This is a genomic window from Corynebacterium sp. AOP36-E1-14, assembly GCF_052377495.1.
GTDB lineage: Bacteria > Actinomycetota > Actinomycetes > Mycobacteriales > Mycobacteriaceae > Corynebacterium.
Genome location: NZ_JBQSWV010000009.1, coordinates 37,450 through 62,371 on the forward strand (window position 1 = coordinate 37,450; position 24,922 = coordinate 62,371).

Sequence of the window (24,922 nt, forward strand, 5' to 3'; positions counted from 1 at the left end):
GATGGGCGCACAGGACGGGACGGACACGTCCCGCACCGCCGAGCCGCACTGGGGAGACCCGGAGCGCTCGCAGGTCCGTCGTGACACCTCACGCTCCGAACGGGTGGCGGGGATCGTCTGGCTGTGCGTCGGCGCGGTCGTCGCCACCCTGTTGTCGGCGCTGTACCTGGGGTCGAAGATCACCGTCGGTGAGGTCTCGATCCCGTTCCCCTGGCCGGTCGTCGCCGCACCATGGTTCAACTTCGTGCTGGTCAGGACGGCGATGCTGTGGACCGACAACCGTCGGGTCGCCGCGACACCGTTGTGGGTGTGGCTGGCGACGTACAGCGTCCTGCTGTTCTGGCCGGTGCTCCCGGGGACCGGCGGAGACACGCCCCTCGGCGGTACCGTGTGGGCGGTCCTGCTGCTCGCACTGGGGGCGGCCGGGGGTGGTTGGGCATTACTGCGGTTGAAGTGAGATGATCACTTTCGACGAACGGCTGTGCAGCAGCCACGACTGCGGTGCGCACACCTCACAGGTGCGGGCCACCGGGACCCGGTGACTCCGGGACCCACCGAGCTAGACCAAGAGACAAGACCCCGAGAATCCTTGACAGTGACGAACTCCAGAAGGTGACAACGAGATGACCTACGTGATCGCGCAGCCGTGTGTGGATGTGATGGACCGGGCGTGCGTGGAAGAATGCCCCGTCGACTGCATCTACGAGGGCAAGCGTTCGCTGTACATCCACCCCGACGAATGTGTGGACTGCGGCGCCTGCGAACCGGTGTGCCCGACCGAGGCGATCTTCTACGAAGACGACCTGCCGGACGAGTGGGAGGACTACATCGACTACAACGTCGCCTTCTTCGACGACCTGGGTGACCCGGGCGGAGCCGCCAAGCTCGGCCCGCAGGACTTCGACGTGGAGGGCATCACGAACCTCCCGCCGCAGAACCAGGACTAGCACCGGACAAGCAGAAACCACCACAGCCAGAGGAAACCGCATGCCGCGCAGCACCCGCCGAACGCTCTCCGCAGAACTCCCGGATTTTCCCTGGGACTCGCTGGCCGACGCCAAAGCCACCGCCGCGGCGTACCCCGACGGCATGGTCGACCTGTCGGTGGGCACCCCGGTGGACGAGGTCGCCCCGTCGATCCAGCTGGCCCTGGCGGAGAGTGCCGGGGCACCGGGGTACCCGCAGACCGTCGGCACCCCGGCCCTGCGCGCGGCGATCGTCGCGGCCGTGGGCCGGCGCTTCGGCGTCACCGGTGTCGGGGAGGATGCCGTCCTGCCCGTGGTGGGCACCAAGGAGGCCATCGCCTGGCTGCCGTTCCTGCTGGGTGTCACACCCGGGCAGACCGTGGTCATCCCGGAGCTGGCCTACCCGACCTACGAGGTCGGCGCGAAGCTGGCCGGTGCCGAGGTGCTGCGCAGCGACTCGCTCGTGGCGCTGGGCCCGCAGGCCCCGGCGATGATCTTCATCAACTCCCCGGCCAACCCGCACGGCAAGGTGCTCGGTGTCGAGCACCTGCGCAAGGTCGTGGAGTTCGCCCGTGAACGCGACGTGGTCGTGGTGTCCGACGAGTGCTACCTCGGCCTCGGCTGGAACAGTGCCGAGTCCGGAGACGATGGTGCGCCGGTCTCCGTGCTGGATCCGCGTGTCTGCGACGGTGACCACACCAACCTCATCGCGGTGCACTCGTTGTCGAAGACCTCGAACCTGGCGTCCTACCGCTCCGGGTTCCTCGCCGGCGACCGTGACCTGATCGCCGAGCTGCTCAGCGTGCGCAAGAACGCCGGGCTGATGATGCCCGGCCCGATCCAGGCCGCCAGCGTGGCAGCCTTCGAGGACGACGGCCAGGAGATCCTGCAGAAGGAGCGCTACCGCAAGCGTCGCGAACTGCTGTCCGCAGCGGTCGAGGTCGCCGGGCTGCGCATCGACTACTCCGAGGCCGGCCTGTACCTTTGGGCCACCGAAGGCCGACCGTGCCGCGAGACCGTGGACCGGCTCGCCGGGCTCGGCATCCTGGTCGCCCCGGGCGAGTTCTACGGTCCCTCCGGCGCCGAGCACGTGCGTATCGGGCTGACCGCCACCGACGAGCAGATCGTCACCGCCGCGCGTCGCCTCGCCGGGCAGGCGGAGTAGACCGCCCAGGCGGAAGCACCCGCTTTCAGGCAGCAACCCCGCAGGCTGGTCCGACCAGCCTGCGGGGTTGCTGCCTCGACAGGTCGTGCCGACGGCTCCTACCGCGGTTCGACGGCGTCCAGCGGTGGCACCCGGGCCGCGCGCACGGCCGGGGCTACGGCGGCGCAGACGCCGAGCACCACGGACCCGCCGAGGACGGCCCCCAGCAGGCCCCAGGGCACGCTGAGCACCGACAGTCCCACGTCCGAGAGCACGGTGAGCACCGCCCACCCGGCACCCAGCCCGAGCAGCACGCCCGGCACCGCCCCGTAGAGGGTGGTCTGCAGCGACTCGACGACCACCATGCGCCGGACCTGCCCACGGGTGACCCCCACGGCCCGCAGCACACCGATCTCGGCGCGACGTTCCACCACGGACAACGCCAGGGTGTTGACCACACCGAGCACCGCCACCGCGACGGCGAGGGCGAGCAGGGCGTAGACGGCCATGATCACCCGGTCGATCAGCGGGGACTGTTCGCCGGCGTACTCGTCCGGGGTGAGGACGTCGGTGGCCGGGGTGGTGGCCAGGGTCGTGGCGAGCCGGGTGTCCAGCTCGTCGGGACCGGTCGAGCCGTCGCCGGCGACGAAGAGGGCGAGGACGCGGTGACCGCCGCGTCCCTGCGCGCCCGGTGCGAGCCGCCAGTAGGCGCTCGCCCCGACGACGACGTCGCCGAGCACCCGGGACCCCTCGTAGGTGCCCTTGAGCGGCATGGTCACCGAGCGGCCTTGCCCGGGCGCGGCGACCGGCACCATGTCACCGACCTGCCAGCCGTTGTCGGCGGCGTAGGACGCCGACATCGTGACACCGTCCTCGCGGCCCAGGTCGAGGTCGCCGTGGACCCCGCCGACGTCCAGGACGCCGGCGGGGTCGCCGTTGCTCACGGTGACCAGGGGGAGGGTGCCGCCGTCGTGCTGCGACGGGTCGCCGACCATGGCCAACGCCTTGGCCACGGTGAAGGTGGAGCCCACCCCGTCGGTGTCGCGGACCGCGCTCACCGCCTCTCCGGGCACGGGGACATCGACGGCCCCGCCCGGGGCGGCGACGACCCGGTCGGCGGTGACCTCGGTGTCGATGACCTCACGCATCGACGCCGCGGTGGACGCTCCGGTCATCCCGGTCACCGTCACCAGGCACAGGCCCAGGGTGAGGGCGAAGGCGGTGCCGGCGGTGCGGCGCGGGGTGCGTCCGGCGTTGCGGACCGCGAGTCCGCCGGGGGCGCGGAAAGGACGCCCCGGGACGAGGTCGAGTACCCCCACGAGGCAGCGTCCCAGCACCGGGACGACCACGGTGGAGACCCCCGGGGAGAGCAGGTAGGTGCCCAGCAGCACGGCCAGGAGCCCCGCCGCGCAGAGGCCGCCGCGCACGCTGGTGCCCCAGTCCCAGTCCCCGGTCACCACGGCCAGCACCGTCGCCGCGGCACCGAGCACGGCGAGGACGCCGCCGACGATGGTGCGCCGGACCAACGGCGTCGCGACGTCCTGCGCGTCGGCGACGGTGGGGGAGGCGACCGCGGCACGTCGGGCAGGTCCCCACGCGGAGACCACGGTGGTGACCGTACCCAGCACCAACGGCACCAGGGCCGTCGCGGCACCCGGTGAGGACGCGACCTCGGCAGGCTCGGGCAGCGGCAGTCCGGAGGTCACCTTCGCGGTCGCCCAGAGCCCGGCGACGACCGCGCCGGCGCCGGCCAGCACGCCGAGCACGGAGCCGAGCACGCCGATCACGACGGCCTCGGCGAGCACCGAGACGCCGACCTGCATCCGCGACATGCCCAGGCCGCGCAGCAGAGCGAAGTCGCGTAGGCGTTGACCGACGGTCATCGCGAAGGTGTTGGCGATGATGAACATGCCGACGACCAGGGCCAGTGCACCGAACACCGCCAGGGTGTAGCGCAGGAACGCCAGGCCGGACGTGGCGGGCGAGCGTTCCTGGGCGGCCAGGGCCTCGGCGGTGCGCACCGAGGGAGAGTCGTCCTGGCCGGAGAGCTCCCCGTCCAGCTTCTCGGCGACGTCGCCGGCGGACCTGCCCCCGGCGACGGTGAGGCCGAGGCCCGGGAGTCCGTCGGCGGCGAGTTCGCTGCGGTAGTCGTCCTCGTTGAGGGCCAGGCGGACGGCACCGTCTGCGCCGCCGCCGTCACCGTCGCTGTGGTAGAGCCCGGCGACGGTGACCTGCAGGTCGCCGGCGGCGTGGCTGACGGTGAGTTCGTCACCGACGTCGAGTCCGGCGGTGGCGGCGACGTCGGCACCGAGGGCGACCTCGCCGGGGGCGGGTTCCGTGCCCTCGACGATCCGGGTGTCCGGGTCCAGGGCGGTGGACGCGTCGTGCCAGGGGCCCGGGCGCACCGGGACGCCGCCGGTGTCGACGGTCGTCCCGTTGTCCGCGCCGCCGCGGGTGAGCACCACGCTGCGCCGGTCCAGCACGGTGAGCCGGTCGACCAGCGGGTCGTCCTGCAGGCGGTCGGGGATGTCGTCGGGCAGGACGAGGTGACCGTCGCCGGGCAGCACCACGACCTCGGCGCGGCCGTGGCCGGGGGAGAGCAGGCGGTCGACGGAGTCGTCGAGCACCCCGGACAGCACGGCGGTGCCGGAGATGAACGCGGTGGAGAGCACCACCGCCAGCACCGTGAGCAGCAGGCGACCGAGGTGTGCGCGGAGCCCGCGGGTGCTCAGCCGCAGGACGGTGGCCGCCGCGCTCATCGGGGGCGGGTGAGGGTGGGGAGCAGGAGGGCAGGTGAGGCTGCGGGGAGTCCCATGGGGAGAGGAGAGCTTTCCGGGCCGCCGACGGCCCTGGAGGAGGGAGGAGAGCGGGGAGAGGGAGGAGAGCGGGCGCGAGCCCCCGGTCTAGTTCTTGTGGAGGTCCTCGTTGAGCTCCACCGAACCGCTGCGACGGGCCACGGCCTCGACCGCGCCGGACACGGAGTTGCGGCGGAAGAGCACGTTGGAGACACCGGAGAGTTCGGAGGCCTTCACGGTGGCGCCGTCCTCGACGCCGAGGGCGGAGGCGACGTCGCCGGAGACCACGGCCTTGGTGCCGAAGGTCACGTACATGCCGGCCTCGACCACGCAGTCGTCGCCGAGGGAGATGCCCAGCCCGGAGTTGGCGCCGAGCAGGCAGCGCTCACCCACGGAGATCACGGCCTTGCCGCCGCCGGACAGGGTGCCCATGATCGAGGCACCGCCGCCCACGTCGGAGCCGTCGCCGACGACGACGCCGCCGGAGACACGGCCCTCGACCATCGAGGAGCCCAGGGTGCCGGCGTTGAAGTTCACGAAGCCCTCGTGCATCACGGTGGTGCCCTCGGCGAGGTGGGCGCCGAGGCGGACACGGTCGGCGTCGCCGATGCGCACCCCGGACGGCACCACGTAGTCGACCATGCGCGGGAACTTGTCCACGGACAGCACGGTGACCCGGCCGTGGCGGCTCAGGCGGGCGCGGGTGGCCTCGAAGCCGTCGACGGCGCAGGGGCCGAAGTTCGTCCACACCACGTTGGCGAGCTTGCCGAAGATGCCCTCCAGGTTGCAACCGTGCGGGCGGATCTCACGTCCGGAGATCAGGTGCAGACGCAGGTAGACGTCGGCGGTGTCGGTGGGGGTGGCGTCCAGGTCGTCGATGACGGTGGAGACCACGGTGCGCCGGACGCCGCGGTCGGCGTCCTCGCCCTCGAGGTGGGTCAGGTCCAGGGGGGCACCCGGTGCGGCCCCGAGGCCGAACTCGGGGTACCACACGTCCAGGACGGTGTCGTCTGCGGTCAGTGTCGCGATTCCGGTTCCGTAAGCGGCAGTCATGGTGAGTCAGTCTACCCGGACCCGGGTGGGCGCACGGCCGGTACCCGGTGTGCCGCTAGGCGCCGGCGGCGGCTTCCTCAGCCTCCCTGGCCTCCGTGCGCGCGTGGTGGCGGGTGACGTAGAGCCCCAGCAGGCTGACCGCGGTGAACGCGATGGCCACGGTGACCACCTGGTCGCGGGCGGTCTCGTCGAAGAGCATCAGCACCGCCAGGCCGACCAGGGCCACCAGCGTGATGATCGGCAGCACGGGCCAGGCCCACATGCGCACCTTCAGGCTGCCCTCGGCCTCCAGCTGCGGTCGCAGCCGCAGCTCGCTGAGCACGATGATGAACCAGATCACCAGCAGGCAACCGCCCACGGCGTTGAACAGGATGTTGATCAGGTTGTCCGGGCCCCAGACCTGCAGGCCGACGGAGACGAAGGCGAAGACCAGGGAGCAGACCACCGCGGCGGTCGGCACCTTCTGCGCGGAGACCTTGCGGAACATCTTCGGGGCGTTGCCCTGGTGGGCGAAGGAGAAGGTCAGCCGGGAGGTCGCGTAGATCTGCGCGTTGAACGCCGACAGCAGCGCCAGCACGATGATCGCCTCCATGAACCCGACCACGCCGGGGACGTCCGCCATGGCCAGCACCCGGGTGAACGGGGAGTCCGCGGCACTGTCGGCCTCGTCGAGGGTGGAGACGTTCAGCAGGGCGACGATCACCAGGATCGAACCCAGGTAGAACACCGAGATGCGCCACACCACGGCACGCACCGCGGCGGTGATCGCCTCGCTGGGCTTCTCCGACTCCGCGGCGGCGATCGTCACGATCTCGATACCGCCGAAGGCGAAGGCGACGGCGAGCAGACCGGCGGCGATGCCGGAGATGCCGTAGGGGGCGAAGGGCGTGAAGTTGTCGACGCCCACCGCCTCGTGGCCGGGCAGCAGGCCGAAGATCAGCAGCGCGCCGACGACCAGGAAGAAGACGATGACGGCGACCTTGACGAAGGAGAACCAGTACTCGAACTCACCGAAGCCACGCACCGAGGCCAGGTTGATCACGGTGAACAGCACCACGCAGATCAGCCCGGGGATCCAGCCGTCCACGCCGAACCAGTTGCCCATGATCGCCCCGGCACCGGTGATCTCGGTGCCCATCACCATGATGAGCATGAACCAGTACAACCAGCCGGTGGAGAACCCCGCCCAGGGGCCGAGGGCCATCTTCGCGTAGGTGGCGAAGGTGCCCGAGGCCGGACGTGCCGCGGCGAGCTCGCCGAGCATGCGCATCACGAACACCACGATGATGCCGGCGACGATGTAGGACAGCAGGACGGCCGGCCCGGCCGCCTTGATGCCCACCCCGGTGCCGAGGAAGAGACCGGCGCCGACGGCGGAGCCCAGTCCCATCATCGTGAGGTGCCGGACCTTCAGGCTGTGCCCGAGATCCCTGTTTCCGGCCTCGGCCGGGTCGGCCCCCTGCGGATCGGAGGGTTGGCCGGCGGGGGAACCGGCGTGCTGTGTACTCATAGGTTCAAATTCTCGCACACTGGGCAGACGGTTTCCGGCACAGGTCGTTAGAGTGAGGGCACGATGAACAATTCGACTCCCCCCGTCAACGACCATCCCACCGAACTGACCCTGTCCGGCCTGACCGGCTCCCCGGTGGAGCTGACCCGGGCGCTCGTCGACATCCCCAGCGTCTCCCACGAGGAGAAGGACATCGCCGACGCGCTGGAGCGGGTGCTGGGCGAACTCGCCGCCCAACACGACCACGTCACCGTGGACCGCAACGGCAACACCCTGGTCGCACGGACGAACCGGGGCCGGCCCACCCGCGTCATCTTGGCCGGGCACATCGACACCGTCCCGGTGGCGGACAACGTCCCCTCGGTGCGCCGGGCGGACGGGGAGGGCCGCGACGCCATCCACGGGCTCGGCTCGGTGGACATGAAGTCCGGCGACGCGGTCTACCTGCACGCCTTCGCGACGCTGGCCGGCTCGCCGGAGCTGGCCCACGACCTCACCCTGGTGCTCTACGAGGGGGAGGAGGTCGCCACCCGCTACAACGGGCTGGGCCACCTCGTCACCGCCCACCCCGAGTGGCTGGTCGGCGACGTCGCCCTGCTGGGCGAGCCGTCCGGCGCGGTCATCGAGGCCGGGTGCCAGGGGACGCTGCGGCTGCGGGTGACCGCCCACGGCACGCGCGCGCACTCGGCGCGCGCGTGGCTGGGCGACAACGCCGCCCACCGGCTCTGCGGGGTCATCGCACGCATCAGCGACTACACCCCCCGCGACGTCACCATCGACGGCTGCACCTACCGTGAGGGCCTCAACGTGGTCCACCTGGAGTCCGGGGTCGCCACGAACACCATCCCCGATGAGGCGTGGATGTTCGTCAACTTCCGCTTCGCCCCGGATCGCTCCGGCGAGCAGGCGCTCGCCCACACCCTCGACGTCCTCGGTGTGGGGACGCCGGACGCCCCGGCCGAGGGCTTCAGCGTCGAGGTCGACGACCTCGCGCCGGGTGCGCTGCCCGGGCTCAGCCAGCCCGCGGCGCTCGCCCTGGTGGACGCCACGGGTGGCAACGTCCGCGCCAAGTACGGCTGGACCGACGTCGCCCGGTTCTCCTCGCTGGGGATCCCCGCGGTGAACTTCGGACCGGGCGACCCCGGACTGTGCCACACCCCGCAGGAGAACTGCCCGGTGGAGATGATCGAGACGGTGAGTGACCAGTTGATCGACTACCTGACACGAAAGGCACGGTAAGCACGGTGAGCAGAGAGAATCCCCAGCCGTTCACGTTCCAGGGACCGGTGGTGCGACGGGGCATCGACGGGGTCTACCCGAACACCCCCTACCCGCGGTCCACGACCGACCAGCGTCTCCTCGACGAGCAGCCGAACACCGACTGGCTGCACGCCGACCCGTGGCGGGTCATGCGCATCCAGTCGGAGTTCGTGGAGGGCTTCGGGGCGCTGGCCGAACTCCCCAAGGCCGTGACGGTGTGGGGTTCCGCACGCGTCGCCGAGGACCACCCCTACTACGCCACGGGGTGTGAACTGGGTCGCCGCCTCAACGAGGCCGGCTACGCCGTGATCACCGGTGGCGGTCCGGGGCTGATGGAGGCACCGAACCGGGGTGCCGCCGAGAGTGGTGGACTGTCCGTGGGGCTGGGTATAGAACTGCCCCACGAACAGGGACTGAACTCCTGGGTGAACCTGGGCCTGAACTTCCGCTACTTCTTCGTGCGCAAGATGATGTTCCTGAAGTACGCCCAGGCCTTCATCTGCCTGCCGGGCGGATTCGGCACCCTCGACGAACTCTTCGAGGCCCTGGTGATGGTGCAGACCGGCAAGGTCCGCCAGTTCCCGATCGTGTTGCTCGGCTGCGACTTCTGGAGCGGCCTGGTCGACTGGATCACCTCACGGCTGGTCGACGAGGGCATGATCTCGGAAGGTGATCCGGACCTGTTCCTGGTCACCGACTCCCCGGAGGAGGCCGTGGCGTACTGCGTGGCCGCCCACCAGGGGCAGGTCGAGGAACTGGAGGAGAAGCGTGCCCGGTTGCTCCGGGAGCTCCAGGACCTGGAGAAGCAGGCCGGGGCCACCGGGGATCTCGGGTAACCTCGGCTGCCATGTACCTGCTCATCACCGTCATCGCCGCCCTGCTCGCGGGCCTGGTGCTGGTCTACCTCGTGCTCGTGGTCTTCGACCGTGAACCGGCGGCACCGGGAAGCACCCGGGCCGAGCGACTGGCAGGCAAGCGGGACGCCGCCCTGCGGATCGAGGGGCTCACCGCCCAGCTCGCCGAGCGGGACGCCACGATCGCCGACCTCCGGTCCGACCTGGGGACCGCCCCGGGTGATACCCAGGCCACCGACCACGAAACCGAGGAGAAGCTCCTGTGAAGAGGATCCCGAACCTACCTCGTCCCACCCCGGAGATCACCGTCGGTACCACGGTGACCGGCAGCGACGTGGTCGACTGCCGGGTGCTGGTCGACGAGAAGTCCACAGCGGACCTCGCCGCGGACCTTGCCGCGGACGGGGTCTGGGAGGTCCGTGTGCCCGCTGAACCCACCGCGTTGACCGACCTCGCCGAACTGGCCGATGAGCCACGCCTCGGCGACGACGGCTGGCGGGCCGCCGGAGCCGTGCTCAGCCGCCGGCTCAGCACGCTGATCGACGCCCACCCGGTGCGCGCCAAGCGCCACACCGTCCAGATCCGGGTGCCCCGGACCGCCACGGTCCAGAACCTGCGCAACCTCGCCATGGGCATCGTGTTGGGCGGCCGGTCCATGGTCGTGACCAGGAAGGACGCCGCGGCGGAGGTGCGTTCCGTGCACCTCGACGTCAGCGATGTCAGCGGTTCCGACGGTAACGGTTCCGACGGTGGCGATGTCGCCATGGTCAAGCGGGTGGAGGACGCGGTGCACCGCGGTCGGGTGCTCGGAGCGGCGACCATGATGGCCCGTGACATCGACGCGGTGCCCTCGCCGACCGCGACCTCGGTGTGGTGGCGACGCAAGGCCAAGGCCGTGCTCGGCGACGTGCCGGGCACCCGGGTGAAGACCCACGGGCGCGGTTGGCTGCAGCGCAAGGGGTTCGGCGGCCTGCTGGCCACCGCCTCGGCAGGGACCAGCGTCAACGACCCGGACGGTGAGGACGAGGTCGGGCTGGTCGAGATGTTCTGGGACCCGGCGGCCGCCGAGGGAGACCTCACCGACGAGCGTCCGGACGTCCTGCTCGTCGGCGGGGCCACCGTGCCCGCGGTGATCCGTGCCCTCGCCGAGCTCAAGGGGCCGAAGAAGGTCGTCGGCCTGGTCCCCGTGCACGGCTACAGTGCGCCGGCGTCCGTCCCCGGGCGGGCGAAGGCCGTCATCGAGCACGTCAACGGCACGACCACGCAGATCCCCGGGTTCAGCGGGGCCGCGGAACGCGCGGAGGTGTGCCGGCGGCTGGCGGCCGCCGACGCGGTGGCCTACGGCGTCCAGCGCTACCGGCCGCGCCGCGTGGTCGTCGTCGGCGCGCTCACCACGGCGTCGAAGTCGGCGCTCGGGGAGCTCACCGGTGCCGTCAGCGGTGACCCGCGCGACGCCCAGGCCGTCCGGCGCGTCACGCTGCGTGGCGCCCGTGTCGGTGAACGGTGGTGGCCGCTGCCGTCGCCGACGCACCTGGAGAAGAAGGTCAGCACCCGCGACGCCGACGTCACGGTGGCCTCCGACGGGCCGGAGGCCCTGGTGGCGCCGCTGTTCCTGCGACGTTTCGCCGCCGGTGTGCCCTGCACGGTGCTCGACACCACGGGCCCGTCGTGGTCCGAGTCTGTCCGTGGCGAGGTGGACCGGGGTAGCTCCGGGTTCGCGGCCAGGACTCTTGTAGAGTGGTTCCGGAAGTAGCCGACCCGGTGCTTCCCAGTCCCGTTTCTGACTAGTCCCGCAACCGAGGGGAGACCTCGCACCCGTGCTCTCTGATGTCATCGACCTGCTCGCCGACCCGGTGGACGGCACCCTGTTGCGCGCCGGTGACGACGCGTGGAAGACCCTGGTGTCCGACTCCGGCCACAACTACGACGTGGCCCGCCAGGGGTACGTCACCCTCGCCGGTGGCGCGGGCCTGCGTTACTCCGGCGACGACGCCGAGATGATCCAGGCACGCGAGACCTTCCTGTCCGGCGGACACTTCGCCCCCTTCGTCGAGGCGATCACCGACAACGTCGGCCACGCCCTCGACGACGCCGGGGTCGCCGACGACGCGCACCCCTCCGTCGTGGAGATCGGTGCGGGCACCGGCTACTACCTGTCGCACACGCTGGACTCCATCGTGAACTCCCGGGGTGTGGGCATCGACGTGTCCGTGCCGGCGGCCAAGCGGCTGGCGTCCTGCCACCCGCGCATCGGTGCCGTCGTGGCCGACGCCTGGTCACGTCTGCCGTTGCGCGACGGCGTCGTCGACGCGGTGACGGTGATCTTCGCCCCGCGTAACGCCGCCGAGTTCGCCCGCGTCCTGTCCCCGGAGGGGCAGGTGGTGGTGTTGACCGCGGACGCCGGGCACCTCGCCGAACTGCGTGAACCACTGGGCATCATCGATGTCGAGGAGGGGAAGGTCGAGCGGATGATCACCCAGGCGTCCGGGCACCTGGTGCCGGTGGGGGAGCCGCAGAACGTGGAGTTCGAGATGAACCTCGACCAGGCGTCCATCGCCGCGCAGATCGGCATGAGCCCGTCCGCCCGCCACATCCACCCCAAGGTGCTCGCCGAGCGGATCGCCGGGTTGCCCGAGACGATGACGGTGACCGCCCGCGCGGCGATCACCCGTCTGAAGCGCGACCCGCAACTCGGCTGAGTCGAGGGGGTCGGCTCCGGGGCCTATTCGCCGGGGTCGACCCCTGCGGCGAGGTCACGGTCGGCCAGCACGGCCTCGCGGATGAGCTTCTCCTGCTCCTCCGGGTCGTCCAGGTGGGCGAGCTGACGCTGCAGCTGGCGTCCCAACGACTCCATCGCCGACAGCACCCTGGCGCCACCGGTGGCACGTACGGCGAACCGGTCGAAGGAACCGGGACCGGTCAGCGCGGTGGTCAGTGAGACCAGCCCGCCGTCGGCGAAGACCTCACAGACCGGGCCGTCGACGAAGATGGTCAGTGTGTCGCTGTCGGCGTCGGCGAGCGGGGCCGACCGGGTGTCACCGTCGCGGGTGACCGAGACCTCCTCACCGGAGTGGGTGATGCCGAGCAGGACGTTGCCCTCGGTGTCCAGCACGTCGACGGTGGCCGAACCGCTCTCCACCGACAGCTGGGCGGTGTAGACCGCCGCACGGTCGGTGTAGGAGCGGACCGCGGTGGGGAGTCCGATCACGTCCTGGTAGAGGTGTCCGTCACGCAGGCTGAGGAAGCGCGGCACCGACAGGCAGTTCGCCCACGTCACCGGCTCATCGCCGTCCTCGCTGTGCGGGAAGGCCCCCACGAGTCCGGAGAGCACCGGTCGGGTGCCGTGCACCAGGCGGGGCCGGGTGAAGTCGTGGCCGTGGTCGAGGACCTGGAAGTCCGTGGCGGTGCGGAACGTGGTCCCGTCGAGGTCTCCGACGATGTAGCCGGTCGTCTCGCCGGACTTCGTGCCGGCCGCTCCGTCCGTGCCCACGGCCAGGCTGTCGTCCGGGTAGGTGATGAACAGGACCACCCGGTCCTGGCCCGTGCCCAGGTCCGTCATCAGCGTGATGCGCGGGGCGTAGGGGCGTCCCTCGGGGACGGACTCGCCGACGAAGGTGAGCTCGCCGCGTACCGTCCAGGACTGGCGGTCGGGGGAGTCCAGCACCACGATGCGGGCGTCCTCGTCGTCGACGAGGTCGAGGGCGAGCATCGTCCACCCCTCGCCCCGGCGCACCACCGACGGGGTGGCGAGGTTGTGGACGGGGAAGGCGGAGTCGTCGACGTCGACGGCGCCGAGGCGCTCGACGAAGGGGGAGACCACGCTGGGGTCGTCCGACACCTCGGTCGTGGCGGACGCCAGGTCGGCGATGCGTGCGCGCTGGAGGGTGAAGTCCCGTGCCCCACGGCGGCCGTGGGCGACGACGTTGGACTGCAGGGACGACGGCGCGGCATCTGCGGCATCGGCGGCGCCCGCGGCGTCGGCAGCGGCGGTGGTGGTCACGAAGAAGAGCTCCACCCCGTCGTCCACCGGCACGGCGGACCCGGCGAGGCAGTCGATCTCGTCGTCGCGGGGGATGAGGACGTCGTCGCACACGTCCCAGCCGTAGGGGATCCCGGAGGCGACCTGGTGGGCCCACCGGGCACCGGCGTCAGGTCGTGGCCGGAACTGGTGGAAGACATGGAGGGACTCTCCCCGGCTCAGGGCTCCGGCTGGGGCCTCGAGAACGCCGACTTCCGCGGTGACGTGTAGTTCAGGTCTGTAGCGGTTCACGGCATCCCTGTATACCACCGTTAGCAAAGTCGGGGCCGTGGAATCGTCTCCACCGTCGCCGCCGTCCGGACTACCGTGCGGCGTGTGTGGTGATCACGGTGCACCCGGCGCCCAGGGGCAGACGGGCCACGGTGACGTCGTCGAGGGAACGCAGGTGTTCCTCGGCGTCGGCGGCGGCGCGGGTCTGCCGGTCCGAGTTCTCCGGGTCGCCCAGGGAACCGTCCAGCAGGGAGTCCAGCAGGACCAGGATGCCGCCGGGGCGCAGGACCGGCAGCGCGGCGTCCACCGTTGCCGTGAGGTGCTCCACGGCCGACTGCGAGACGATGATGTCGTAGGAGGAGGTCGCCAGCCGCGACACGCCCACCAGGGGGGCGGAGGGCAGGAACCGGTACGCGTTGGAGCGCACCCCGGCGGCGTTGAACGCCGAGCGTGCCAACGCCTGGTGTTGGACCTCGGGGTCGATGCAGGTGACGTGGCCCCCGCCGGGCAGCCCGGCGAACAGGTGCAGGCCGATCACCCCGTAGGCGGGGGACATGACCACGGCCGTGGGGGAGGTGCTGGTGACCTGCGCCGCCAGGAACGTGAGGAACTCGCCGGTCATGGCGTCCGGAGTGAGCAGCCCGTACTCGTTCGCCGAATCGCGGGCGGCGTCGAGTGTCTCGTCGGTGGCGGCCGTGCTGTTGACGTAGTCGCGGACGGCGTCGAGGGCGGAGCTGGATTCTGCGTTCACGGCTGTAACTGTAGGTGTGTCGGGGAGTCCTGGCGGTGACCGCCCCCGGCGAGTCGCCACAGCTCGCGGACAACGTGGGAACCGTGGATACCAGTGTGAACATTGTGCCTGGAGGGGTGCCGCAGCGGTATTGCCACCGAGGGTAGGTAACCGATATATTTAACGACGAAGTCAATTGCTGCCTGGTCCTCTTGGTGAGTCCGCCTTAACCTCACAGGAAAACCGAAGCGACCAGGTACTCCGTGGCAATGCACGTGCGTGAGGATGGATATCATGAACACCGCAGCAGACCCCGGCACCACCGGGGCGACCGACGCCTTCGACCGCGGTGAGGGCGACATGCCGAGCTGGAGCGAGCTGGTGCAGGAGCACGCGGACAGCGTCTACCGGTTGGCCTACCGGCTCAGCGGTGACCGGCAGGACGCCGAGGATCTCACGCAGGACACCTTCATGAGGGCGTTCCGGTCGCTGAAGTCCTACCGTCCAGGCACGTTCTCCGGGTGGCTGCACCGGATCACCACGAACCTCTTCCTGGACATGGTCCGCCACCGCGGTACGATCCGGATGGAGGCCCTGCCGGACGACTACGACCGCGTGGAGGGCACCCGGCTCGGGCCGGAGCGGGCCTTCGAGATGAGCAACCTCGACCCGGCCCTGGAGCGGGCGTTGGACGATCTCAGCGCGGAGTTCCGCGTCGCGGTGATCCTGTGTGACGGTCTCGACATGACCTACGAGGAGATCGCCGACACCCTCGGGTTGAAGATGGGCACGGTCCGCTCACGCATCCACCGGGCGCGGACCCAGCTGAGGGCCAGTCTGGAGCGCTCCGCCGGCGAACTCAGCTACGTGCCGCAGTCTTAGCGCTATCATCGATGGCAACGAAGCCATTGAGTCCGTTGATGCCGGACGGCGCACGGTAGGTGCGAGGCCGACGAGGAGGTCCCAGTCATGTCGGAAGTCGGGCGACTGTCAGATGTCGGTCATCTGACCCCAGAGGTCGTTGCGGCGCTGGTCGACGGGGAATTGACCCGCGGCGCCGAACACCGGGCCCGGATTCACCTGGTGCACTGCGGGGAATGCCGTGAGGAGGTCAGGGCTCAACGCCAGGCCGCCGAGCGACTGCGGGGCAGCATCCCGATGGACGAGATCCACGTCTCGGGCAGCCTGATGAGCCGTCTGGCGCGCATCCCCGACGACTGCGACGGCACCGGCCCCGGGGAGCAGGACGCGGCGGCGGAGCATGACCCGGTGGGCATCGACGGGTGCCGCCGGCCGGACAGCCTGACCGGCCGGATGGCGGCCGCCGCGCGCAAGGTGCAGCGCCGCACGACGGGATGGACGGCCAATGGCCGCTCGAAGTCGCCGCGTCAGCAGGGGGAGGGCTAGGATCGAGATGTTGTCAGTACCGAGTGATCCGAGAGAGAGGCGTGGCAGGTGTTCTCCAGCGTCGGGTGGGTTGAGATCCTCATCATTGTCGTCGTGGGCATTATCGTCGTCGGGCCCGAGCGCCTGCCGCGACTGATCACGGACGTCCGCGCCCTGCTGCTCGCCGCTCGCAACGCCATCGCCGACGCGCGCAAGGAACTCGACCAGGACTTCGGGGAGGACTTCGAGGAGTTCCGCAAGCCGCTGTCGCAGCTCAACAGCGTGCGGCAGATGGGCGCCCGGGGATTCATCACCAAGACGCTGCTGGACGACGACGACAGCTTCCTCACGGACCTGGAGTCCTCGGCGAAGGACGTCACCGGCGCTTTCCGGGGGACCGGGTCGCGGATCTCGGGGCAGGCCCCGAAGAACCCGCCGCGTCCCACGGAGGTTCCCGCAGAGCCCGCTGCAGACCCCGCCGTGGGTGCTCCGGATGCGGGGGCGGCGGATCCTCAGGCGGACGGCGGCTCGGCAGGGGCCGTGGGCGGGGAGGAGCCCCGGGTGGAGCTGCCCCAGCAGGACGAGGTCGGTCAGTCCCGGGACTGGGGACGCTCCGGAAGCTACGACGACACGATGTAGGACAACACACTTGTAGGCCAGACAGTTCAGGCGCCTCACCCGGCAAGGTGAGGCGCCTGAGACGTGTCGTGGTCGGCTACTGCCCGGCGACCCCGAGGTTCAGCTGACGCCCGGCCAGGGACTGCCGGCGGGTGGAGAGCTTGTCGGCGATCGCGCCGAGTGCCTTGCCCGCGGCCGAGTCCGGCTCGGAGATGGCGATCGGGTTGCCGAGGTCGCCGCCGATGCGCAGGTTCGGGTCCAGCGGGATCTGCCCCATGAGGGGAACCTCCCCGCCAGTGAGCTGGCTCAACCGGTCCGCCACGACCTGGCCGCCACCGGTGCCGAAGATGTCCATCCGGCTGCCGTCAGGCATGTCCATCCAGCTCATGTTCTCGATGACCCCGCCGATGCGCTGACGGGTCTGCTCCGAGATACTCCCGGCACGCTCGGCCACCTCGGCGGCCGCCGTCTGCGGCGTCGTCACGATCAGCAGTTCGGCGTTCGGCACGAGCTGTGCGACGGAGATCGCCACGTCGCCGGTTCCCGGCGGGAGGTCGAGCAGCAGGATGTCCAGGTCGCCCCAGAAGACGTCCGCCAGGAACTGCTGGATCGCGCGGTGCAGCATCGGCCCGCGCCACACCACCGGCGAGTTGCCCTCGAGGAAGTGCCCGATGGACATGATCTTCACCCCGTGCGCCTGCGGCGGGATGATCATGTCGTCGACCTGGTGCGGGCGGTGGTTCGAGCCCATCATGTGCGGCACCGAGTGACCGTAGATGTCGGCGTCGACGACACCGACGTTCAGCCCGCGCCGCGCCAGGGCGGTCGCGAGGTTCACCGTGACCGAGGACTTGCCGACACCGCCCTTGCCGGAGGCCACGGCGAAGACGCGGGTCGTCGACTCCGGCTGGGCGAAGGGGATGACCGGCTCGGAGACACCGCCGCGCAGCTGGGTGCGGAGTTCGCGACGTTGCTCGTCACTCATCACGTCCGTGGCCACCGTGACACTCTCGACCCCCTCCACGCTCTCCGCGGCCTCGCGGGTACGCGTGGTGAGCGTGGACTTCATCGGGCAACCGGCGATGGTGAGGTAGATCTCGACGGCCACGGACGAGCCGTCGACGTCGATGGACTTGACCATGCCGAGTTCCGTGATCGGCTTGTTGAGTTCCGGGTCCTCGACAGTGTCCAGGGCGCTGCGAACTGCTGATTCAGTGACAGTAGACATTGACCCCGATGATACGCCCACCCCGATTCAGGGCCAATCACCGTGTGCGGTCAGCGACCGCCGGCGGCCGTCTCGTCCCTGTCGTCCGGCAGTTCGTCGTTGCGACGGTCCTCCAGCTTGTCCTCGATGCGGCGCAGCACGTCCCCGAGGTCGTCGAGTTCGCGGCGCAGGTAGTCGCGGGTCACGTTCTCGCCCACGGCGATGCGCAGTCCGGCGAGCTCACGGGCGAGGAACTCGGTGTCCGCCTTCGTCTCCTCGGCTCGCCGGCGGTCCTCGTTCAGGGACACACGGTCACGGTCGTCCTGCCGGTTCTGGGCCAGCAGGATCAACGGTGCGGCATAGGCGGCCTGCGTGGAGAACGCCAGGTTGAGCAGAATGAACGGGTAGACGTCCCAGTTCCACCAGAAGCCGCCGACGTTGAGGCAGATCCAGACGATCACGATGATCGTCTGCCACATCAGGTAGCGGCCGGTTCCGAGGAAACGGGCGACCTTCTCGGCGCCGACGCCCACCGCGTCGTCGTTGTAGGCGAACAGGCGGCGACGAGGCCCCGTCGACGGGGTGTCGAGGTCGGTCCGGGAGAAATTGTCGGGCATGGGGTGTCTCTTTCTCGTCAGGCGGACGGGGTGGTGGTGGCAGCCCGGCGGTTGCTGCGCCAGTCGTCGTCGCGCCAGTTCTCCGGCAGCAGGTGGTCGAGCAGGTCATCGACGCCGACGACCCCGAGCAGGTGGGAGTCCTCGTCGAGGACCGGCGCGGAGACCAGGTTGTAGGTGGCGAAGTAGCGCGCCGCGGTCTCCTCGGTGTCCTCCGGGTGCAGCGCCGGAAGCTCGAGGTCGAGGATGCCGCCGACCAGGGACGACGGCGGTTCGCGCAGCAGCTTCTGCAGGTGCACGCACCCCAGGTAGCGCCCCGTCGGGGTGGCTTGCGGTGGGCGGACGACGAAGATCAGCGAGCTCAACGACAACGGCACCTCGGGGTTGCGGGCGTGCGCCAGGGCCTCGGCGACGGTCGCCTGCGGGGTGAGGATGATCGCGTCGGAGGTCATCAGCGCACCGACGGTGTCGGGGGAGAAGCTCATCAGACGGCGCACCGGCTCGGACTCCTCCGGGTCCATCAGCTCGAGCAGGACGTCGGCCTTGTCCCCGGGCAGTTCACCGAGCAGATCGGCGGCGTCGTCGGGGTCCATCTCCTCCAGGATCGTCGCGGCGCGCTCGATGTTGAGCACCTCCACGATCTCGGTCTGCTCGTCGTCGGGCAGCTCGGCGATGACGTCGGCCAGACGCTCGTCGTCGAGCTCGGCGGCGACGCGCAGCCGGCGTTCCCGGTCCATGTCGCGCAGGGCGTGGGCGACGTCCGCGTTGCGCATCGTGGCGAACTCGGCGATCAGCTCGGCGTCCATGTCGACCGGCCCTGTACCCGAGGCGGACAGACCGTGGACGTGGGTGAAGGGGATGACCGCCGGGGTGGTGCGCCGGCCCAGTCGTCCGCGGGTGAACACGGCCACCCGGCTGAGCTCCCACTCACGGGTCCGGGTGCGTTCCAGCTCCACGTCGGAGATCTCCACGGCCCGTCCGGCCAGGTGGCCGAACTCCGGGTCGTCGGTGTGCACCATCGCCCCGACGAGATCCTCCATCACCGAGATCTCACCGGCACGGGAACGGAAGGGACGCAGGCTCACCGAGCTGGTGTTGAGGGTGACCTCCTTCGGGTCGATCGAGGCGATGCGGCCCATGGGGAGGAAGATGCGGCGTTTCGCGCCGACCTCCGCGACGATGCCGAGAGCGACCGCGCGGGTGGAGCGGATGGTCAACACGACGTCACGGACGCGTCCGAGCGACTCGCCGTCCGCGCCGAGCAGGAGCATCCCGGCGAGACGGCCGGCGAAGAACCGTGTGGTGATCCGGCTGGGGTTCCTGCCGGCGTTCGCAGTGGAGTTCATGGAACTAGAGGTTACGGCACAGCTTCCTGTGACCGCGCCCTGAACCGGCCTGTACGGCTTCTTCCGGGACGCGCACTGCAGGTATTCTGGTGCGGATGTCGAGCTACTGCCGAATGAGCGGAAGGAAACCATGTCACGTCTGATAGCCGGTGGCCTGTGCGGGGTCGCGCTCATCCTCGCGGTGCTGGGGAGCCCGTTGTGGATCCCCCATGCGGTGGCGGCGGTGGTGGCCACGGCCGGGGCGCTGCTCTCCGACCGTGCCCGGTGGTGGGGGATCGTGCCCTGGCTGGCGCTGGTGGGCGTGTATCTCGTGGCGTGGTGGTGAGATGGGTGTGAGAGGCTGGGCCGGTGGCGGACGAGACGATGGACAGGACGGGCGCATGAGCACTCACGGGAACACGGCACGTGCCGGACGGTGGACGCGCGCCGGCGCGCGCCGTACGGCGGTCGCGGCGTCGGTCCTCGTCGCGGCGGCAGGGGTGTCGTCCTGCACGGCAGGCGGTGTCACCGGCCCCGCGTCGGTGGCCATGAGCGAGGAGACCTCGGGTCCGGTGTACCTGGGGGTCACCGACGACACCGTCCAGCACCGGCTGGAGGACAGGTACCGCAGTGCCTTCGAGGCGGCGGGCCGGGAGGTCGAGGCCCGGGACGTGACCACGGGTGACCGGCTGGACAAGCTGCACAACGGCGAGGTCAGCGTGGTGATCGGTTGTGTGGGCGAGCTGCTCGACGAGCTCGACCCGGCGAAGGGCGAGGAGCTGCGGGGGCTCTACGCCGAGGCACAGGAGGAGGGTGCGGACGCCTCGCAGTGGCGCGACATCGCCCACTCGACGATGTTCTCGGCACTGCCGACGGATCTGCAGGCCAGCGACCCCGGTGAGGTGGCGGCGTGCGACGACGACTCCCTGCCGCAGAACTTCGTCGCCGTCTACCGCAAGACCGCGCTGGACCGTCCTGACCGGCGGGCGTTGAACAACGTCGCCGGAGGGGTGTCCGACGACGACCTCGCCGAGGAGTCGTCCGACAGCTCCTAGCCGCCCGGACATGCCGGAGGCCCGGCGGGAACCTTTCGGTTCCCGCCGGGCCTCCGGCTTTTCCCCGCCCCCGGCCGGCGACGGCGGGGTGGGGTGAGAACGCTACTTCGCGAACGCCTCGTTGAGCAGCTGCTCCTGCTCAAGCTTGTGGACCTTGGCCAGGCCGGTGGCCGTGGACGACTGGGCGCGGCGGGAGACGCGCTTCAGGCGCAGACCCTCGATACGCTCCGGCAGGTTGAGGGCCAGGAACGGCCACGGGCCCTGGTTGGCGGGCTCGTCCTGGACCCAGCGGTACTCGGCGTTCGGGTACCGGTCCAGGATCTCCTTGACACGGTTGTGCGGCAGCGGGTGCAGCATCTCCATGCGGGCGATGGCGACGTCGTCGCGACCGTCCTCCTGACGCTTCTTCTCGAGGTCGTAGTAGATCTTGCCCGAGCAGAACAGGACCGTGGTGATCTCCTCGTGCGTGGCGGCGGAGTCCGCCAGGCGCGGGTCGTCGAGCACGGAGCGGAAGCCCTTGACCTCGGTGAAGTCCTCCACCGGCGAGGTCGCGGCCTTGTTGCGCAGCATCGACTTCGGGGTGAAGACCACCAACGGACGACGCATCGTGCCCATGGCGTGGCGACGCAGCAGGTGGAAGTGGTTCGCCGGGGTGGACGGCTGGGCGATGGTCATCGAACCCTCGGCGGCCATCTGCAGGAACCGCTCGATACGGGCGCTGGAGTGGTCCGGGCCCTGTCCCTCGTAACCGTGGGGCAGCAGCATGATGACGCTGGAGAGCTGACCCCACTTCGCCTCACCGGAGGCGATGTACTGGTCGATGATGGTCTGGCCACCGTTGACGAAGTCACCGAACTGGGCCTCCCAGGCGACGACGGCGTCGATGTTGCCCACCGAGTAGCCGTACTCGAAGCCGAGACCGGCGAACTCGGTCAGCGGGGAGTTGTAGGCACGGAACGATCCGCCGTTGCCGGACTCCTCGGCGAGCTTCTCCAGCGGGCTGTAGGCCTCGGTGGTCTCGGAGTCGAAGAGCACGGCGTGGCGCTGGGTGAAGGTGCCTCGCAGGGAGTCCTCACCGGCCAGGCGCACGAGACGTCCGTCCTGGGCCAGGGTGGAGAAGGCGAGCAGCTCGCCGAAGGCCCAGTCGATGCCGCCCTTTCGGGTCATCTCCTGACGGCGCTTGACGACCGGCTTGACGCGCTGGTGGACGTTGAAGCCCTCCGGGACGCCGGTGAAGGCGTCTCCGACGGCCTCGACGACCTCGCGGGGGACGGAGGTGTCCAGCCCACGGGTCAGGGCCTGGGAACCGGCGATGCCGGTCTGCTCGGCCGGGGCAGTGCCCTTCTCGGCCTCGCGCACCTGGTTGAAGACCGTCTCCAGCTGGCCGTGGAAGTCGTCGGCGGCGCGCTGGGCGTCCTCCTCCGACAGCTCGCCACGTCCCACGAGGGTGTCGTGGTAGAGGGCGCGCACGGTGGAGCGGTCGTGGATGCGGTCGTACATCTCCGGCTGGGTCATCGACGGGTCGTCGGACTCGTTGTGACCGCGGCGGCGGTAGCAGACCAGGTCGATGAAGACGTCCTTGCCGAAGCGGCGACGGTACTCGACGGCCAGACGTGCGACCCAGACGACTGCCTCGGGATCGTCGCCGTTGACGTGGAAGATCGGGGCGTCGAAGCCCTTCGCCAGGTCGGTGACGTAGTGGGTCGAGCGACCGGAGTCCGGGGTCGTGGTGAACCCGATCTGGTTGTTGACCACGACGTGCACCGTGCCGCCGACGGAGTAGCCGTCGAGGCGGGCGAGGTTGATGGTCTCCTGGACGATGCCGAGGCCGGTGAAGGCCGCGTCGCCGTGCATCAGGATCGGCATGACCGGGTGCTCGGCCTGGCTGGTCGAGATGTCCTGGTGGGCGCGTGCGAGACCCTCCATGACCGGGTTGACCGCCTCGAGGTGCGAGGGGTTCGCGGTCAGGGTGATGTCGATGTCGTTGTCACCGAACATCTGGGTGTACTGGCCGGTCTGGCCGAGGTGGTACTTGACGTCACCGGAGCCGCCGGCGACGGTCGGCTCGATGTTGCCCTCGAACTCGGTGAAGACCTTGGAGTACGGCTTGCCCACGATGTTGGCCAGCACGTTGAGGCGGCCACGGTGGGGCATGCCGATGACGACCTCTTCGAGACCCTGCTCGGCGGCGGAGTCCACGGCGGCGTCCAGCAGCGGGATCAGCGACTCGGCACCCTCGAGGGAGAAACGCTTCTGGCCGATGTACTTGGTCTGCAGGAAGTTCTCGAAGGCCTCTGCGGAGTTCAGGGTCTGCAGGAGGTACTTCTGCTCGGGGTTGGGCAGCTTGGGCTGGCCACCCTCGATCTGCTCCTCGAGCCACTGACGCTCGTCGTGGTCGAGGATGTGGGTGTACTCGGAGCCGACCTTCAGCGTGTAGGCGCGGCGCAGCGTGGCCAGCACCTCGCGGAGGGTCATCTTCTCGCGGCCGGCGAACCCACCCACGTTGAAGCTGCGGTCGTAGTCCCACAGGGTCAGGCCGTGGGTCTCGATCTCCAGGTCGGAGTGGTCGGGGACCGGCAGACCCGGCTGGGTCCACAGCAGCGGGTCGATGTCGGCGATCAGGTGACCACGGCTGCGGTAGGCCTCAATGAGCTGCATGACGCGGGTCGACTTGTCGACGCCGATGTTCGGCAGGTCCTGGCTCCAGCGCACGGGGGCGTAGGGCACGGCCATGGCGGCGAACAGGTCGTCCCAGAAGTCGTCGTTGATCAGCAGGCGGCTGATGTCGCGCAGGAACTCGCCGGACTCCGCACCCTGGATGATGCGGTGGTCGTAGGTGGAGGTCATGGTGACGAGCTTGCCGACACCCATGTCCGCCAGGCGGTCCTCGGACGCGCCGGCGAACTCCGCCGGGTAGTCCATGGCGCCGACGCCGACGATGGTGCCCTGCCCGCGGGTCAGGCGCGGAACGGAGTGGCGGGTGCCGATGCCACCGGGGTTGGTGAGCTGGATCGTCACACCGCTGAAGTCGTCCATCGTCAGCTTGCCGACACGGGCACGGCTGACGATGTCCTCGTAGGCCTCGACGAAACCGTCGAAGGTCAGGGTCTCGCACTCGCGGATGGCGGCGACCACGAGGTTGCGGGCACCGTTCTTGCTGACCATGTCGATGGCCAGGCCGAGGTTGACGTGCTCGGGGGTGACCTGGACGGGCTTGCCGTCGACGAGCTTGTAGTTGTTGTTCATCGAGGGGTGGGCCTGGACGGCCTTGACCATCGCCCAGCCGATGATGTGGGTGAAGCTGATCTTGCCCTTACCGCGGGACATCAGGTGGTCGTTGACCATCGCGCGGTTCTCGAACATGAGCTTGGCGGGCATGTCGCGCACGGTGGTCGCGGTCGGGATCTCCAGGGAGATGTCCATGTTCTTGGCGATGGACTTCTGTGCTCCCTTGAGGGGGTGCTCGCCGGCGGTGGGTGCCTCGGCCGGGCCCTTGGGCGCCGGGGGAGCCACGCGGTCCGGAATCGGGTTAACCGATGCAGAAAGCGACTTCTTCGGGGCCACCGCGCCCTTGGGCTTACCGGGCTTGCCGGGCTTGGAGCCGCCGGTGCTGCTCGCCGCGGCCTTCGGCTCGGACTTCGACGGTCCGGTCGAAGCCTTGGCGGTCTTGGTCCCCTTGTCGGCGGACGTGCCGTCGTTCTCGGAGGTCGTGGAGCTCGGGGACGTCGTCCCCGATGCGTGGTCAACCTTGTCCGGCCGCTTGTTGAAGAGTTCCCGCCATTCCGGATCTACGGACTGGGGGTCTTCCTTGAACTGCTGGTACATCTGGTCGACCAGCCATTCATTTTGGCCGAAATTGGTGCTGTTCACAGCAGGTCCTCGCCTCATTTCATGATGTGGTCAATCTCGACGTTCCACCCTACTACAACACCAGTTTCCGTGACCGTGGTGGGGGAGGTGTCGATATTGCCAGCTGAGCGTATGTTTTCAGTAGCTTCGCGTACGGCTCGCGGAGATGGGCCCGTTACCTGGACGAAACCACTCCTGGTGGGCGGCGAAGCGAGAGGCGAGGAGGGCGGGGCCGTGGGCAGGGACGTGTGGCGGCAACTGGGCTAGCATGGTGTCGTTCCGGCAGCCCGACCGCGCGAAGCCTGCGC

The 24,922-nt window shown here is 69.8% G+C and carries 22 protein-coding genes; 13 read left to right on the plus strand and 9 right to left on the minus strand.

Annotated features, from left to right (window positions below; translation table 11 throughout):
- Nucleotide 1 precedes the first annotated feature (1 nt).
- The 3 genes from ACT3TD_RS05995 (at nt 2) to dapC (ending at nt 2,130) form a co-directional block, all read left to right on the plus strand.
- Nucleotides 2-457, plus strand: a complete 456-nt coding sequence (locus tag ACT3TD_RS05995) for a hypothetical protein (protein WP_444614952.1) — start codon at nt 2-4, stop codon at nt 455-457.
- A 166-nt stretch (nt 458-623) separates the two neighbouring features.
- Nucleotides 624-947 carry a ferredoxin gene (fdxA, locus tag ACT3TD_RS06000; RefSeq protein ID WP_301443811.1) on the plus strand — a complete coding sequence of 108 codons (324 nt, stop codon included), beginning with the start codon at nt 624-626 and terminating at the stop codon, nt 945-947.
- A gap of 40 nt (nt 948-987) precedes the next feature.
- Nucleotides 988-2,130 carry a succinyldiaminopimelate transaminase gene (dapC, locus tag ACT3TD_RS06005; protein WP_441579609.1) on the plus strand — a complete coding sequence of 381 codons (1,143 nt, stop codon included), beginning with the start codon at nt 988-990 and terminating at the stop codon, nt 2,128-2,130.
- Nucleotides 2,131-2,228: 98 nt separating this feature from the next.
- On the opposite strand, the gene ACT3TD_RS06010 is transcribed toward dapC, so the two are convergent.
- The 3 genes from ACT3TD_RS06010 to ACT3TD_RS06020 form a co-directional block, all read right to left on the minus strand.
- Complete coding sequence (locus ACT3TD_RS06010; protein WP_444614951.1) at nt 2,229-4,868, minus strand: ABC transporter permease; 2,640 nt, start codon at nt 4,866-4,868, stop codon at nt 2,229-2,231.
- 144 nt (nt 4,869-5,012) lie between these two features.
- A complete protein-coding gene (gene dapD / locus ACT3TD_RS06015) occupies nt 5,013-5,957 on the minus strand; it encodes a 2,3,4,5-tetrahydropyridine-2,6-dicarboxylate N-succinyltransferase (protein ID WP_444614949.1) in 945 nt (314 codons plus the stop codon).
- A 55-nt stretch (nt 5,958-6,012) separates the two neighbouring features.
- Entirely contained in the window at nt 6,013-7,467 is a 1,455-nt protein-coding gene (locus tag ACT3TD_RS06020) for an amino acid permease (protein WP_444614948.1), read from the minus strand.
- 111 nt (nt 7,468-7,578) lie between these two features.
- Here ACT3TD_RS06020 and dapE point away from each other — a divergent pair, with 111 nt between their 5' ends.
- The 5 genes from dapE to ACT3TD_RS06045 all read left to right on the plus strand — a co-directional run bounded on the left by dapE (nt 7,579) and on the right by ACT3TD_RS06045 (nt 12,280).
- Complete coding sequence (gene dapE, locus ACT3TD_RS06025; RefSeq protein ID WP_444614966.1) at nt 7,579-8,706, plus strand: succinyl-diaminopimelate desuccinylase; 1,128 nt, start codon at nt 7,579-7,581, stop codon at nt 8,704-8,706.
- Nucleotides 8,707-8,711: 5 nt separating this feature from the next.
- Nucleotides 8,712-9,563 (plus strand): TIGR00730 family Rossman fold protein, encoded by an 852-nt coding sequence (locus ACT3TD_RS06030; RefSeq protein ID WP_441579243.1) that lies wholly within the window; start codon nt 8,712-8,714, stop codon nt 9,561-9,563.
- An 11-nt stretch (nt 9,564-9,574) separates the two neighbouring features.
- Nucleotides 9,575-9,847, plus strand: a complete 273-nt coding sequence (locus ACT3TD_RS06035; protein WP_301442204.1) for a hypothetical protein — start codon at nt 9,575-9,577, stop codon at nt 9,845-9,847.
- Entirely contained in the window at nt 9,844-11,334 is a 1,491-nt protein-coding gene (locus ACT3TD_RS06040) for an aminopeptidase (RefSeq protein ID WP_441579244.1), read from the plus strand. Before ACT3TD_RS06035 ends, ACT3TD_RS06040 begins: the two co-directional genes overlap by 4 nt.
- A 64-nt stretch (nt 11,335-11,398) precedes the next feature.
- Nucleotides 11,399-12,280: a methyltransferase domain-containing protein gene (locus ACT3TD_RS06045; protein ID WP_301442206.1), complete on the plus strand. Its 882-nt coding sequence runs from the start codon at nt 11,399-11,401 to the stop codon at nt 12,278-12,280.
- Between the two features lie 23 nt (nt 12,281-12,303).
- Here the strand turns inward: ACT3TD_RS06045 and ACT3TD_RS06050 are convergent, their stop codons facing one another.
- Complete coding sequence (locus ACT3TD_RS06050; protein ID WP_444614946.1) at nt 12,304-13,851, minus strand: GH32 C-terminal domain-containing protein; 1,548 nt, start codon at nt 13,849-13,851, stop codon at nt 12,304-12,306.
- Nucleotides 13,852-13,921: 70 nt separating this feature from the next.
- The gene (locus ACT3TD_RS06055; RefSeq protein WP_444614945.1) at nt 13,922-14,581 is read right to left on the minus strand and encodes an O-methyltransferase; all 660 of its coding nucleotides are present in this window, start codon (nt 14,579-14,581) and stop codon (nt 13,922-13,924) included.
- 273 nt (nt 14,582-14,854) lie between these two features.
- Between ACT3TD_RS06055 and sigE the strand changes: the two genes are divergently transcribed.
- The 3 genes from sigE to tatB all read left to right on the plus strand — a co-directional run bounded on the left by sigE (nt 14,855) and on the right by tatB (nt 16,585).
- Nucleotides 14,855-15,442 (plus strand): RNA polymerase sigma factor SigE, encoded by a 588-nt coding sequence (sigE, locus tag ACT3TD_RS06060; protein ID WP_441579246.1) that lies wholly within the window; start codon nt 14,855-14,857, stop codon nt 15,440-15,442.
- A gap of 87 nt (nt 15,443-15,529) precedes the next feature.
- Nucleotides 15,530-15,967: an anti-sigma factor gene (locus ACT3TD_RS06065; protein ID WP_301442209.1), complete on the plus strand. Its 438-nt coding sequence runs from the start codon at nt 15,530-15,532 to the stop codon at nt 15,965-15,967.
- A gap of 48 nt (nt 15,968-16,015) precedes the next feature.
- Nucleotides 16,016-16,585: a Sec-independent protein translocase protein TatB gene (gene tatB / locus ACT3TD_RS06070; RefSeq protein WP_367620294.1), complete on the plus strand. Its 570-nt coding sequence runs from the start codon at nt 16,016-16,018 to the stop codon at nt 16,583-16,585.
- Nucleotides 16,586-16,661: 76 nt separating this feature from the next.
- On the opposite strand, the gene ACT3TD_RS06075 is transcribed toward tatB, so the two are convergent.
- Genes ACT3TD_RS06075 through ACT3TD_RS06085 form a run of 3 tightly spaced genes read right to left on the minus strand, consistent with a single transcriptional unit; the run spans nt 16,662 to nt 19,731 of the window.
- Complete coding sequence (locus tag ACT3TD_RS06075; RefSeq protein ID WP_301442210.1) at nt 16,662-17,792, minus strand: Mrp/NBP35 family ATP-binding protein; 1,131 nt, start codon at nt 17,790-17,792, stop codon at nt 16,662-16,664.
- A 50-nt stretch (nt 17,793-17,842) separates the two neighbouring features.
- Entirely contained in the window at nt 17,843-18,388 is a 546-nt protein-coding gene (locus ACT3TD_RS06080) for a DUF1003 domain-containing protein (protein WP_301442211.1), read from the minus strand.
- Between the two features lie 17 nt (nt 18,389-18,405).
- A complete protein-coding gene (locus ACT3TD_RS06085) occupies nt 18,406-19,731 on the minus strand; it encodes a magnesium transporter MgtE N-terminal domain-containing protein (RefSeq protein ID WP_301442212.1) in 1,326 nt (441 codons plus the stop codon).
- Between the two features lie 130 nt (nt 19,732-19,861).
- Between ACT3TD_RS06085 and ACT3TD_RS06090 the strand changes: the two genes are divergently transcribed.
- Together ACT3TD_RS06090 and ACT3TD_RS06095 are read left to right on the plus strand one after the other, a co-directional pair.
- Nucleotides 19,862-20,056: a hypothetical protein gene (locus ACT3TD_RS06090; protein ID WP_301442213.1), complete on the plus strand. Its 195-nt coding sequence runs from the start codon at nt 19,862-19,864 to the stop codon at nt 20,054-20,056.
- Nucleotides 20,057-20,111: 55 nt separating this feature from the next.
- Nucleotides 20,112-20,765 carry a hypothetical protein gene (locus ACT3TD_RS06095; RefSeq protein WP_301442214.1) on the plus strand — a complete coding sequence of 218 codons (654 nt, stop codon included), beginning with the start codon at nt 20,112-20,114 and terminating at the stop codon, nt 20,763-20,765.
- Between the two features lie 102 nt (nt 20,766-20,867).
- On the opposite strand, the gene ACT3TD_RS06100 is transcribed toward ACT3TD_RS06095, so the two are convergent.
- Complete coding sequence (locus ACT3TD_RS06100; RefSeq protein WP_444614944.1) at nt 20,868-24,635, minus strand: multifunctional oxoglutarate decarboxylase/oxoglutarate dehydrogenase thiamine pyrophosphate-binding subunit/dihydrolipoyllysine-residue succinyltransferase subunit; 3,768 nt, start codon at nt 24,633-24,635, stop codon at nt 20,868-20,870.
- Between the last annotated feature and the right edge of the window lie 287 nt (nt 24,636-24,922).